Annotated in this window: 12 protein-coding genes; 3 read left to right on the top strand and 9 right to left on the bottom strand. The window is 38.4% G+C overall.

Going from position 1 to position 12,541, the window contains the following annotated elements; all coding sequences use genetic code 11:
- Window positions 1-158 precede the first annotated feature (158 nt).
- The gene (locus tag B6F02_RS04205) at window positions 159-497 is read left to right on the top strand and encodes a hypothetical protein (protein ID WP_080146123.1); all 339 of its coding nucleotides are present in this window, start codon (window positions 159-161) and stop codon (window positions 495-497) included.
- A 64-nt stretch (window positions 498-561) separates the two neighbouring features.
- Here the strand turns inward: B6F02_RS04205 and trmB are convergent, their stop codons facing one another.
- From trmB to B6F02_RS04180, 5 genes are all read right to left on the bottom strand, one after another.
- Entirely contained in the window at window positions 562-1,209 is a 648-nt protein-coding gene (trmB, locus tag B6F02_RS04200) for a tRNA (guanosine(46)-N7)-methyltransferase TrmB (protein ID WP_080146122.1), read from the bottom strand.
- 91 nt (window positions 1,210-1,300) lie between these two features.
- Window positions 1,301-2,080: a phosphotransferase family protein gene (locus tag B6F02_RS04195; protein ID WP_080146121.1), complete on the bottom strand. Its 780-nt coding sequence runs from the start codon at window positions 2,078-2,080 to the stop codon at window positions 1,301-1,303.
- 185 nt (window positions 2,081-2,265) lie between these two features.
- Window positions 2,266-3,120 (bottom strand): D-amino-acid transaminase, encoded by an 855-nt coding sequence (dat, locus tag B6F02_RS04190; RefSeq protein ID WP_080146120.1) that lies wholly within the window; start codon window positions 3,118-3,120, stop codon window positions 2,266-2,268.
- A gap of 28 nt (window positions 3,121-3,148) precedes the next feature.
- Window positions 3,149-4,363: an ABC transporter permease gene (locus B6F02_RS04185; RefSeq protein ID WP_080146119.1), complete on the bottom strand. Its 1,215-nt coding sequence runs from the start codon at window positions 4,361-4,363 to the stop codon at window positions 3,149-3,151.
- Window positions 4,360-5,100: an ABC transporter ATP-binding protein gene (locus B6F02_RS04180; RefSeq protein ID WP_080146118.1), complete on the bottom strand. Its 741-nt coding sequence runs from the start codon at window positions 5,098-5,100 to the stop codon at window positions 4,360-4,362. The genes B6F02_RS04185 and B6F02_RS04180 overlap by 4 nt, the downstream gene beginning before the upstream one ends.
- A 163-nt stretch (window positions 5,101-5,263) precedes the next feature.
- On the opposite strand from B6F02_RS04180, the gene B6F02_RS04175 reads away from it, so the two are divergent.
- Both B6F02_RS04175 and B6F02_RS04170 read left to right on the top strand, forming a co-directional pair.
- Window positions 5,264-5,701: an HIT family protein gene (locus B6F02_RS04175; RefSeq protein WP_080147373.1), complete on the top strand. Its 438-nt coding sequence runs from the start codon at window positions 5,264-5,266 to the stop codon at window positions 5,699-5,701.
- Complete coding sequence (locus B6F02_RS04170; RefSeq protein WP_080146117.1) at window positions 5,698-6,057, top strand: YtxH domain-containing protein; 360 nt, start codon at window positions 5,698-5,700, stop codon at window positions 6,055-6,057. The genes B6F02_RS04175 and B6F02_RS04170 overlap by 4 nt, the downstream gene beginning before the upstream one ends.
- An 86-nt stretch (window positions 6,058-6,143) precedes the next feature.
- Here the strand turns inward: B6F02_RS04170 and B6F02_RS04165 are convergent, their stop codons facing one another.
- From B6F02_RS04165 to B6F02_RS04150, 4 genes are all read right to left on the bottom strand, one after another.
- The gene (locus B6F02_RS04165) at window positions 6,144-7,205 is read right to left on the bottom strand and encodes a peptidylprolyl isomerase (RefSeq protein WP_256864646.1); all 1,062 of its coding nucleotides are present in this window, start codon (window positions 7,203-7,205) and stop codon (window positions 6,144-6,146) included.
- 242 nt (window positions 7,206-7,447) lie between these two features.
- Complete coding sequence (locus B6F02_RS04160; protein WP_080147371.1) at window positions 7,448-8,374, bottom strand: 3'-5' exoribonuclease YhaM family protein; 927 nt, start codon at window positions 8,372-8,374, stop codon at window positions 7,448-7,450.
- Between the two features lie 57 nt (window positions 8,375-8,431).
- A complete protein-coding gene (locus tag B6F02_RS04155; RefSeq protein WP_080146116.1) occupies window positions 8,432-11,233 on the bottom strand; it encodes an ATP-binding protein in 2,802 nt (933 codons plus the stop codon).
- Complete coding sequence (locus tag B6F02_RS04150; RefSeq protein WP_080146115.1) at window positions 11,223-12,464, bottom strand: metallophosphoesterase family protein; 1,242 nt, start codon at window positions 12,462-12,464, stop codon at window positions 11,223-11,225. The genes B6F02_RS04155 and B6F02_RS04150 overlap by 11 nt, the downstream gene beginning before the upstream one ends.
- Window positions 12,465-12,541: the final 77 nt, after the last annotated feature.

The raw sequence follows: 12,541 nt of genomic DNA, 5'->3' as shown, positions 1-12,541 counted from the left end.
CTTTCGCTGTTCTAAAGGATTAGAACGATCTTTTTAATTATACACAAAAAATCTTTTCTTTTTAAGTCTCTTTCATTTATATTCTATTACGATTATTCCATATGTATGTTAAAATACAAGAGAACCTATTTAAGTAAACACAATCTGGAGGCTGTACAATGGAAAATAAATTTACTCAAAAACAGACAACCTATCTTCTGGGCGCAATCGGATTCATTGTTTCTTTCCTGTTAGGTTTTCTACTGTATCCTAAGGTTTCAAAAAAACAGACGATTCATGCGGATACAATCTTAGAACAAGTGAAAGATCAGTTTCGTGAGGAAGGACCGATTGATGGTTCTTGGATTGAACTGACAAAAGTGCCTTGGAAGAAATTCGCTTATTCTACCGATGTCTACTATGGCGGAATTTCTCGCTTAGAAGAAAATGTACTGGTACAATACGAATTTATTGCCGATGCTTATACTGGCAGTCTGATTGATCTATATAGAGTATAAATCAAAAGATAAAATGCAGTGAGCACTCTTCATTTAGGAGAGTCCTCACTGCATTTTTTATCGCTTATTGTTCAGTTGGAAAGTATGCAACGGTTTTATAGATACGATTCCCTTTTTTAGAAAATTTCTCTTCATACTCAGTCATAATGTTGCCTTCTACATCACTATTGTGCAGATCCAGATACAACTCTTTCAAAACCATCCCTTTTTGAGAAAAGCTGATCAGCGAGTATTCAAACAAGCCCTGATTATCTGTTTTGAAGTGCAATTCACCGTCTTCATCCAGAACCGTTTCATAGCTGTTCAAGAAGTCTCGATAGGTCAACCGTCTTTTTTCATGTCTGTTCTTTGGCCAAGGATCGGAAAATGTTAAATAGATACGATCTATTTCTCCCTTTTCAAAAAAAGACTGCAGATTTTGTGCATTGACCTGAAGCAGCTGAACATTTGGAAGCTCTTCTTCAATTTGTTTATCTAAAGCGGAGACGATCACACTGGTCTGCAGCTCGATCCCGATGTAATTAATGTCCGGATGCTGTTTCGCCATTTCCATAATGAAGCGGCCTTTCCCCATACCAATTTCTATATGAAGAGGTTGATTTTTTTCAAACTTTTCTCGCCATTTCCCTTTCCACTTTTCGGGATCGGCTACGACATATTGACTGTATTTCTGCAGTTTTTCTTCTGCTCCTGGTTTGTTTCTTAAACGCATATTCTTTCTCCTTTACGTAAAAATAGGGACAGATGGATTGATCTGGCCCCAAATGAACTGTATAAACTGTCGATAATATAATTGCTGTACTTTATTTCAATAATTGGTCGATTTTAATGATCGATTTATTCATTTTGATAAACTGTCTTTTGCGATGAGCTTCTTTTACATCCATCAATAAAGTCATCAGTACATACCAGTTAATTCGTTTCAAAAATACTTCTGAAATTTCAGGGTCATATTCTGCCAACCAGCCAGTCCATTGTTCTTTTTCAATATAGCGGCTGAACAACTGACCAATATCATAGGCAGGATCCGCGAGAATCGCTGAGTCCCAATCAACGAGATAAAGCTGATCTTCTTCGGACAGCAGCCAATTTTTTCTTGAAACATCTCCATGACAGACGGTGATCTCCGCATTATTTTTAATTTCGGATTCTGTATCACTCAGCCACTGAAACGCTCTTTTCAATTGAGGATGCTCTGCCAAGTCGCTTGAAAGCATCAGCTTATAATCTAAGAGCAGGCTTTTAGGTTCAATCACTTTACCGCCGAGACGTTGCAGCATCCGTTTAAGGCTTTCAGAACGGTGCACTTTTTTCATTATGGTAGCGACCCTCGAAGAAAGCATTTCACCTTTATATAAATTTCTCCCATTGCACCACTCTTGTGCAGTCAAGACATCTCCATTACCGATTCTCTTTGTCCAGATGAGTTTAGGTGAAATCCCTTCTAACGATAAAGCAGCTAAAAAAGGAGAAGAATTGCGTTTTAAAAACAACTTTTCTTCATCCTTTATGCCCATATATGCTTGTCCCGTGTCCCCGCCGATAGGATGTAGTTTCCACCCCGATTCTCTCTCTAATTCCATGTATACTCAATCCTTTTATCCATAATCGCTTTTACTCTTTCCTGTTGTCATTCTCCATTCCATTGTAGAAAGAAATCATGGAATCGTCAAGCGGATAGATGTTCTTTTTCAATAAATAAGATCGTAAAAAAATTTAACAACTGTACCGGTTTGTATCTTTAAAGCAGCAAAACTGCTTTGAGTCTTTAAACAGTACCACAGTGTTCTTCGATTTTTTGTTTGAAAGCGTCAGCTAACTGACGAGTAATTTCTCCACTTTTACCATTATTAACTTTTTCACCGTTAATGGTATGTATCGGCATTACTTCAATTGTGGTGCTGGAACAGAACACTTCGTCGGCTTCAGCGAGCTGATTCAATGTAAATGGCTCTTCTCTCACTTCAATTCCTAATGCTTCAGCACATTTCAGCCATACAATTTTTGTAACACCCGGTAAAATCAAGTTGCCATCTGGATGAGTATAAATCACGCCGTCTTTTACGATTGCTGCATTAGATGCAGAACATTCTGTAACAATGCCGTCTCGATGAAGAATCGCTTCATCTGCGTTTCTTTTGTGTGCTTCATGCTTGGCCATGATATTCCCCAGCAGACTGATTGATTTGATATCACATTTCAGCCATCTGATATCCGGTTCTGTAACAGCTGTGATACCTGAAGCAATTTTTTCAGCATCTCTTGGAACGATGGTCATATTGCCGGTAATCGTCGGTAATACACTTAAATCAGGGTACACATGATTTCTCGGAGAAGCAATGCCTCTAGTAACTTGCAGATACAGATTGCCTGTTTCTACTCCGCTTTCTTTCAGCAGCTGGTTCATTAATGACTTCATTTCTTCTTTTGTTTGCGGAATCGCCATCTCAATTTTTTGAGCGCTGGAATATAAGCGGTCGATATGCTCATCTAAACAGAAAAAAACACCGTTATAGGCTCTGACCACTTCATAGATTCCATCTCCAAATTGATAGCCTCTGTCTTCTGGATCGATACTGACTTCTTCTCGTTCAACAATTTGACTGTTCCAGATTACTTTCATAACTGATTCCTCTTTTCTCAAATCTCTTTTATGTCATGCGTTTTAATCGTTTAGGGATATAATATCGAGTAAAGACTGTGATAAACAGTAGACCAGCCGCCAAAATAATAACGCTGCTGATGATTCCTTGCGGAATGTTTGCAGCAGTAAAAACCAAAGCTGCAGCTCCAAGAATCTCTGTTATGATTCGCTGGATGGATTTTATTTTACCAGTCTCTTCGACTGGGTACAATTGAAAATAAAAATTATTTTTGAACTGTTGATAAATCGGTATCAGCTGGAATCCAATCAAATATAAAAAGACGATGGATAATATCAATTTCAGTAAGATACCGGGACTGAACATGATGAACAGGGTGCCGATCAATACCAATCTCAATACAAGGCCGCTATAAGATGAATTTCGATAAAAGGACCTCAGAATATAGAAATAGTGGGCATCTGCCTGACTTCTTGACTGCAATGCGATCCACTGATCCAGCCATTTCAGACGTCTTGGATGAGTCTCAATAAATGAAACTTCTGTAAACAAGTTGATAAATCGGAATAACTTCTGTACTCTATTGGCTTCTTTTTCAATCAGGTAATGCCACTGCAGACTTTTCTGCTGCTCTATTCTATTTAAAAGAATAGTAGAGATTACACAGACTGCCAGGCTGAAGGCTAATCCTGCAAACAAGTCGATAAATACACTGATAAGCAATCCGACAGTACTGATAACTTTCCCTAAACTGTTTAACATCATTCTTTTACGGTCGTCAGGTTCCAAGCAGGCTGAAAACTGAGCTCTTAAATCAATAAATTTGTAGCTGACTGCTGTGATTAAAAAGACAGGCCACCATTGAAAACCGATCCCCAGTGTCGCTACAAGCAGCGGCATAGCGGCAGCAGCAGCAAATCCTACAGGAAATGCTAAAAGCAGGAAACTGTATCCGTTCCGCTTTTTCAGTTCTTTCCGTACACCTTCTTCCATTGGCAGGAGAAAGACAGCATCTGCTGATTGTATCAGCGTAGAGATTGTTCCGGATGAGATGACAACAACCATCAATACGACTAAAATCAGTCTTGGAAGCACTGCTCCGACAGTGACTGTCTCAACATAATTGGAATAGGCGAATCCCCCTGCTCCAAGCATGATCAGCAGAGCTAAGACCATGTGATCATTTAAGACATATTTAGCATACCGAGAAATCTGCTTGTTGTAAATTGAAGCCCTTTGTTTGAATAAAGAAGTAACTGTCATACCAAAAAACCTTCTTCATCTGCAAGATGACCATAAATTTCATCCAAGCTGGCAGTCGGCATACCGAATTGCTGTCTTAAATCTTGTAATGTTCCTTGAGCATAAATTTTTCCATCATGTAGTATAACAAAGCCGTCACACATTTTTTCAGCATTGTTCAAGACATGCGTCGACATTAAAATTGAAGCTCCATCCTGCTTTTTCTCTTCAATTAATTTTAAAAAATCCCTAATGGCTAAAGGATCAAGTCCCAAAAAAGGCTCATCAATCACATACAAGCTCGGTTCTATGATAAAAGCACATACGATCATGACTTTCTGTTTCATCCCTTTTGAGAAATCAGACGGAAACCATTCTAATCTGTCGTGAAGGCGAAAAATCTTCAATAAAGGCTCTGCACGATCAAAAGCTGTCTGCTCCTCAATTTCATATGCCATAGCCGTGATTTGAATATGTTCTTTTAACGTCAGTTCATCATATAATACCGGTGTTTCAGGAATAAATCCGATACTTCTTCTGTATTTTTTACTGTTTGAATGAATCGTTTCATTATCGACCGTAATTTTTCCTTCAAAAGGATTCAACAGTCCCATAATATGTTTAATGGTTGTGCTTTTGCCTGCTCCGTTTAATCCAATCAGGCCAACAAGTTCACCATCCTTAACTTTAAAAGAAATGTCTTGCAGGACAGGTCTCCTCGTATATCCGCCTGTCACATGTTCGATCGCTAAACTCATAGTTACATTTCCTTCCTGTTTTAGTTCTTTTCATTTTACCATAAGTCTATTCAGACAAAAGGAAGTTTTATGCTTCTTTTTAACAATTTGCTGTTTTCTATGATAAACTAGAAGACACAAGTACTTGAATACGTAATAGAGTAGAAAGAAATGAGGAATGAATATGACAGACAGCGTTTTTTCTAAAATTATCGCTGGCGAAATCCCCGCACGTAAAATTTTTGAAAATGATCATGTGGTTGCTATCATGGATCTTTCCCAAGTAACCAGAGGACATACTTTAGTGATCACGAAAAAGCCCGTTCGAAATATTTTTGAATATGATGAGGAACTGGCTGCAAATGTATTCGCCAGTATTCCGCGTATCGCCAAAGCGGTTAGAAATCACAATCCTGACATTAAAGGATTGAACATCTTAATGAACAATGAAGCGGCAGCATCACAGACCGTATTTCACAGCCATTTTCACTTGTTGCCCCGTTATGGTGAACAAGATGGTTTCGGATTGAAATGGGAAGATCATTCGAGCGATTATACGGATGAAGAACTTGATCAAATCAAAGCAGATCTCATTAAAGCATTGGAGGAGACAAATTCATGAAACATTTCTTACTAGGTACACTAAGCGGCATTGTTTTAGGCGGTGTGTATGGATTATTAAACACACCACGTTCTGGAAAAGAAAATCAGGAAATGTTCAAAGCCTATATCGATGACAATACTGAGCAATTCAATGATGTTCAAGACAAGTTAAAAGATCTGAAAATGGCCATTCAAAATGTAACCGATGAAGGTATGAAGCTTCAGACGGAGTTCATGACTGATATTCAAAGAATTTCTAATGATTACTTGTATGAAGCTCAGCCAAGAATGGATCGTATCAAACGAAAAACCGATAAAATCAACAAAGATGTCGAAGCAGCAACCGTCAATATCAAAGCAACGACTACACAATAAACAGCGTACTAAAAAAGGAAGAAAGATCTGAATTCAGGTCTTTCCTCCTTTTTTGCTTTTATTTTAAAATCTTACTCATTTAAATCTTATTCAGCGTCTTCTGTGCTAGTGTCATTACTTTCATCAGATGTTGAGTCATCTGTTGTTTCTGTTGATTCTTCTTCAGTCGTTGTATCTTCTGTTTCTTCTGTTGTATCTTCTGTTGTATCTTCTGTTTCTTCTGTTGTATCTTCTTCAGTTGTTGTTTCAGATTCAGCTGGCTGCATATAAGCGCTCATTGCATTGCTTAAGTCTTCATCTGCGATTTGAACATTGGCGTCTGCAACTAAACTTGAAATGACTTCTAATACATATTCCTGATCAGCTAGTCTTTCTTCTACTAGTGAATCAATAACGTTTTGACGCTCTTCTTCAAGTGTACCTTTTTCACCTTTTTCAACTAATTTGATGATATGGTAGCCATAATCTGTTTGAACCGGCTCTTGAGTGATTTCGCCTTCTTCATCCAATGCCATTGCAGCTTCTTCAAATTCAGGAAGGAACTGCCCTTCAACGAGCTCCATTTCCCCATTGTTAGCTACTGAGGCAGTATCTGTAGAATACTCTTGTACAAGCTCAGCGAAGTCTGCACCATCATTCAATTGTTGAATAATGTCGTTAGCTGTCTCTTCATCTTCAACTAAGATGTGCGCAACTGTACTGTTCACAGTATATTCATCATAGGCTGTCTGGATTTCTTCGTCAGTAAAGTCAGCATAAGAAATAATGGCTTCTTCTACTAGTAAAGAAGTACGGATAGACTGTTTCAAGTCTTCAGCCGTCATTCCTTGCGCAGTGATCAATTCTTCAAAGGCATCTACTCCACCGTATTGTTCAGCTTCGGTTTCATATTCTGCATTTACATCTTCTTCAGTTACAGCATCACCATGTGCATTTTCAAGTACATCTTCTAAGATCATCTGCTGAAGAACTTGTTCTCCGAATTTTTGACCGCTGCTTGTTGTTTCATTTTTCATGCGTTCATAGAACTCATCTTGTCTGATTCTGCCATTTTCAGTAGAGGCAACTTCCGGGCTGCTCGAGCAGCTTGCTAATAATAATGTTGAGCAGGCCATCGTAGCCATTAACCATTTTTTCATGTTTTTCATATTTCTCAATACACATCCTATTTTTAAAAGTTGATTGTATAAACAAACTAAGACGATACCGGTCCGGCAAGATTAAGCTGCCTGTTTGTTTTAATCATTATACTTTGAATAATATAACACAGCATTGAGAAATTTTAAACCTAAGATCCAAGTAAACCACTAAGTTTCATTAAAACATCATAGTTTTATACAATAAATGTAAAATCTCAAATAAAATTAGAAGATTTATCTTTTATCCTAGTTTATTTTTCTGTGAAATTCGGTTTATAGAATGACCGATTTTCCATTGCCCATAGTCTTTCTGAAAAAGAACCTTTTTCAGTTTTTCTCATCGCAGCTTGCAGCATATTCATCCTTGCATCAATCTGATCAATATAATGCAGAGCCTCTGCTTCCGGTACTTGCGGACGTACTGGTGAACCATACTCTAATTCTCCATGATGAGACAATACCATATGCTTTAGTAAAACGACATCTTCATTGGCTTCTTCTATTTTTAGCTGCTGACAAGCCTTAGAGATTTCTTCATGAATAATCACAATATGACCGATCAATTTCCCTTCCAATGTGTACTCGGTTGCTGTTGGTCCTGACAGTTCTATTACTTTTCCTACATCATGCAGGATCAATCCTGAGAATAACAGCGACTTATCCAGAAATGGATACTGATCACTGATCGAACGAGCAATATCCAGCATGGAAATCGTATGGAAAGCCAGACCGCCTAAGAAAGCATGGTGATTGGTCTTGGCTGCAGGACTTTGAAAGAAGTCTTTCTGATATTTATTCATAATAAACCGAACGATTCGATTCATATTCGCATTCGTAATATCAAATATGGCTTTATTGAATTGTTCGATCATCTTTTCTTTTTTAATAGGTGCTCTTTCAACATATAGTTCAGGATTTGAAGGTTCTCCGTCTTGCGCTGGGCGGATCTGATTGATCCGGAGCTGCGGGCTTCCTTTATACTCTTCTCTTTTACCAGTGAGTTTCACAACTGTACCAGGGCGATAGCGTTCAACATCCTCTTCAGATGCATCCCAGAAGTTTGCTGACATCTCTCCACTCGTATCTTGGAAGGTAAATGCTAGATAGGGTTTCCCGTTTCTGGTCGTTTTTTCTTCCGCTGATTTGATCAATAAAAACAAATTGACGGTTTCGTCCATATGATGTTCATATAATTTTTTCTCCAAAGTCCTCTTCCTTTCTGGGATGACCAGGGTTTATTTTTTTAACTGTGTTTTACTATACTCTTCCAGAACTTCAGAAGAAAATAAATCAAACGAAAAATAGATGACTTGTGTCGTCTGGCTGATTTCTTTTAGTAAAGTATACATTTTATTCCGTCTTTTCTGGTCCAGATTTACAAATCCATCATCGATCAGCAGCGGCATTTGAATCATATCGCTGATATTCTGGATAAATGCCAGTCGCAGCGATACATAAAGGGGTTCCGCTGTACCTCTGGATAGTTCTGTTGCTTCAAAATAACGACCTTCAGCATCCAATACATGCACATTATCCTCTTGAATAACAATTTTCTGATAACGACCTTCTGTCAGGTAGCTGAAAAATCGTTCTGCATCTTTAATGGTTTCGGGCAGACGATCTTTCCGTGCGTATTGAAGGGTTCTTTCAATCATATAGGAAGCGAGCTGCTTAGCAACCCAATCGTTCACGAGTGTCTGAAGACTGCTTTTTTCGTTTTCGAATTCTTGCAGCAGCGTTGTATACTCACCGCCTTCTTCTAATTTTTTGATATGAATCTCAAGTTCGATTCTCTGTTCTGTCTTTTCTTTGATGTCTGCGCTCAACTGCTGTTTTTCTGCTGCTAGTTGTTTGCGTTCCTGCTGGATATCCTCAATAGATCGACTGTTGATTTGTTCGATTCCTACCTTCAGCTGCTCTTTTAAGACTGTCAGCCGTTCTGTCTTTTCGTTCTTTTGCTTTAATATACCATATAAATGTCTGAATACCTCTTCTGAGTCCGCTCCAGCTTCTTGCAGCAGCGTTTGCTTTTGATTCAAAAGATTTTTTTCAGATTCGAACGATTGATTGAGAATACGTCGAACTTCCTGACTATCTAGGACATACTGCTGCAGCTGATTTCTCTCTTGCTTCACCTTGGTATAAAAAGACTTGAATCGGTCAAATTTCTGTTCAGGTGTTTCATTTGCTGTAAACAACTCAGAAACTAAATCAAACTGTTCAGATTTAAGAAAAACAGCTGTCTCTAATTCTGAAATGCTGCGCTGCAGCTTAATCAGCTCTTTTTCCTCTTTACGCAGATTCATCATGTTTTCTTCATACTGCAATGCTTGGCTGAGCTGCACAGATTTTGGAATATTTTTATCTTCTTGTATTTTTTTCCATTCTTCAGTTAATTGCTGTAACTGTATCTGCTTTTCCTGTATTGTTTTTTCGTTATGCCTTTTTTCTTCTTCCAGCTGGTCAATGGCAAACAAGTATTGACGCCACTGTTTACGCAACTCTTTTTGCTCTATAAATGTCTCATAGTCATCATATTCTTGACTCTCTTGTTTTTGAAGACGACGTTTACGCAGCAGATTAGCCCCGGTTGCTGCAATCCCTAAAACTCCTAAGAGATAAATCATTCCTGAGAATGGCAATTCCAAAAATACATTTCCTAATAATACTATTGTCAAAACACTGATCAAACTCACTTCTAAAGTGGCAGATTGTTTGATATCTTTGTTCCTGTTCTCTTTGGAATGATGGTCTTCTGCTTTCTTAAAGGCTTCATTGGACCATAACCCTTTTTCCAATTGATCAATCTGATCGACAGTTGAACTGATTCTATATTCCAATTTTTGCTCGTTTTCTTTTAAGGTTTGACATTCTGTTTCCAGCCTTAGAACGGACGTCTGGTTCTGCTGGATCTTTTCCTTTTCAGCTTGAGTAATAGCTTTAGAGAGTTCATCGTCGATATCGAGACCTCCCTGCAGCTTCATTCGTATCAACTGTTGTTCTAAACGATCAGCTTCTTTTTTAATAAACTGTTTTTCTCTGATCATTTCATTGATGTCTTCTACTTGAACAGCAAGCGTCTCAATGCTGCTTTCGTTTTCTTGATAAAGCAACAGCTCTTTTGAAGGTTCATAAGCTTGTTGAAATGCTTTTAATTTTTCTTGATAATTACGAATTTCACTTCTATTCTGTTCAATAGAACGATTCAAATGATTTAAAGCATACAAGCCGTTTTCAGATAAATCAGCAGTATCTAACTGCTTGATCTCTTTTTCAATAGATTGTATTTCCTTAACCAGTTCCCACTGCTGTTCCATCGTTTGAAGCTGCTCCAGTGTTTGCTGGATAGAATCGATTCGCTGTTCTGTTTGAGCAATATGCGCTTTAAACTGTTCTGCTTCTTCCAGCCAGGCTAGGTATTGAGTGTTTTGATTTCTTGCTGCCTCTAAAGCTTTTTTTTTCTTTTCCAGCGATTTGACAGCTCGGTTGATTTTAGGCACTCTGCCAGTGGGTTTGTATAATTTATTTGCTTGCTGCTTGAGCTGATCGGCCCGCTGTAAAAACTGTTCTGTTCCTAAAGCTCCTGCACTTAAGAAATATCGATTCAGCTGCTCTTTCGTCATTTCTTCTACTTGTTCAATGCCTCTTAAATGAAAAGAAAAAACAGACTGATATAAATTTCGGTCTATACCCTGCAGGACAGTATGCAATAATTCTTCTGAGCCAGTAGCACCATCTTCCAACAGAACGGTCACATCTCCAGTAGATTTTCCTTGAATCCGTTCTATACTGACCTCTCCAAATCTGTGGTCCTCGATAATCATTTTTCCGCCATATCGGCTGCTGTCCTTTGGTTCATATCTAAGTAAGGCACTGTGTCGAGTAGGAAACCCAAATAAAATGCTATGAATAAAAGACATCAATGTCGATTTACCGGCTTCGTTTTCCCCGTAAAATAAATGAAGATCAGAAGAAAGATCAAAAGTGGTGTCCACCCATTTTCCATATCCGTATATCACTAAGCGTTTAATGATCACTGTTTTCTGCTCCTCTAATCTCTGGTCTCATATTTAATTCTGATAATGCCTGTTTGATCAATTCTTCTCGGTAAAAGTCTGTTCGTTCCTTTAATAGAGAAGCATACTTTGATTGTTCGAAGAAATCCGCTGTGATGTCAGAAAACACAGATTCTTTAGTGACATCTTCTAGTACCATTGTCCAAGCCTCTGGGAATAAAGCACTCAGATCCATCTTCTGGTCTCCGTTTTTGCTGGAAGTCACTGTATAATCCGTAATCCAGATAAACTGATCTTGGTTCACTTGCTGGTGCGCTTCAATAAAATCTGGGCGGCTTATTTTTCTTAGCAAGCTCTCTTCAATTTCTTCAGAAACTAGCACTTCTAGTGAAACCAAGTAGTTATAGCTTGTCTTTTTAGGTAATGCTTCCTGAATTTTACGATAGTATTCATCCATTGTAGAAGTCTGCAGCACATCGACCACTACTCTCTCCCATAGGATAGGCGCGCTTGGAATAAACGCAACCTGCGCTCCAGACTGTTTTTCCAATTCGACCATTAGAAAACCTTTTTCTCCAGTTTCTTTTTTGTTTCTTCCTTGAAGATTTCCTGGATAATATGCCAAAGGGAATTCTGCTACCTTTTCTCTTGTATGAATATGGCCAAGAGCCCAATAATCATATTGCTTTTCTCTCAACTCATTGATTGTAAACGGTGCATAATGTGCGTGCTCACTGTTCAGTCCTTCCTGATATCCGTGCAGCAGACCAATATGAAAATCAACTTGGTCTGCTCTTTTAGGATAGTCAGCAATCATTCTGTCAGTAACCCAGCGTTTACCGTAACTAAATCCAGATATTGCTGCTGCTTGACTATTCTTGGTGGTTAACCTTATTGTTTCAACCGATGTTCCTAGAATGCGCACATTATCCGGCAAAGATAAATGCAGTGTCTCATTTCCGATGAAATCATGATTGCCGTGAATCATTATGACAGGAATGTCCACCGCTTGAAGCCTCTCCATTTCTCTTTTGAATCTGACCTGTGCTTTTACACTGCGGTCTTCCAGGTCATAAATATCTCCTGAAAGTAAAACAAAATCTACTTGATTATGTATAGCTGCATCCACTAGTCGGCCAAGTGATTGAAAAGTTGACTGCTGAATAGCTGCTAGAAGTTGTTTCGGGAGCTCTTTCAGTCCAGAAAAGGGGCTGTCTAAATGCAAATCTGCCGCATGTATAAATCGAATCATTTAAATCCTCCTATCTATCCCTATCCACAAACAGGGTACGTATGTTCTTTTTAGAATGAATGAAAAGGACTTACTGC

Source organism: Marinilactibacillus piezotolerans (assembly GCF_900169305.1).
Classification (GTDB): Bacteria; Bacillota; Bacilli; order Lactobacillales; family Carnobacteriaceae_A; genus Marinilactibacillus; species Marinilactibacillus piezotolerans_A.
This window is presented reverse-complemented; position numbering and strand designations above follow the sequence as displayed.

What these genes read in the sequence shown, in the direction of transcription:
- B6F02_RS04205 (WP_080146123.1), top strand. Translation starts at nt 159, where the DNA reads ATGGAAAATAAATTTACTCAAAAACAGACAACCTATCTTCTGGGCGCA.
- trmB (WP_080146122.1), bottom strand. Translation starts at nt 1,209, where the DNA reads ATGCGTTTAAGAAACAAACCAGGAGCAGAAGAAAAACTGCAGAAATAC.
- B6F02_RS04160 (WP_080147371.1), bottom strand. Translation starts at nt 8,374, where the DNA reads ATGGACGAAACCGTCAATTTGTTTTTATTGATCAAATCAGCGGAAGAA.
- B6F02_RS04180 (WP_080146118.1), bottom strand. Translation starts at nt 5,100, where the DNA reads ATGAGTTTAGCGATCGAACATGTGACAGGCGGATATACGAGGAGACCT.
- B6F02_RS04165 (WP_256864646.1), bottom strand. Translation starts at nt 7,205, where the DNA reads ATGAAAAACATGAAAAAATGGTTAATGGCTACGATGGCCTGCTCAACA.
- B6F02_RS04170 (WP_080146117.1), top strand. Translation starts at nt 5,698, where the DNA reads ATGAAACATTTCTTACTAGGTACACTAAGCGGCATTGTTTTAGGCGGT.
- B6F02_RS04185 (WP_080146119.1), bottom strand. Translation starts at nt 4,363, where the DNA reads ATGACAGTTACTTCTTTATTCAAACAAAGGGCTTCAATTTACAACAAG.
- B6F02_RS04195 (WP_080146121.1), bottom strand. Translation starts at nt 2,080, where the DNA reads ATGGAATTAGAGAGAGAATCGGGGTGGAAACTACATCCTATCGGCGGG.
- B6F02_RS04150 (WP_080146115.1), bottom strand. Translation starts at nt 12,464, where the DNA reads ATGATTCGATTTATACATGCGGCAGATTTGCATTTAGACAGCCCCTTT.
- B6F02_RS04175 (WP_080147373.1), top strand. Translation starts at nt 5,264, where the DNA reads ATGACAGACAGCGTTTTTTCTAAAATTATCGCTGGCGAAATCCCCGCA.
- dat (WP_080146120.1), bottom strand. Translation starts at nt 3,120, where the DNA reads ATGAAAGTAATCTGGAACAGTCAAATTGTTGAACGAGAAGAAGTCAGT.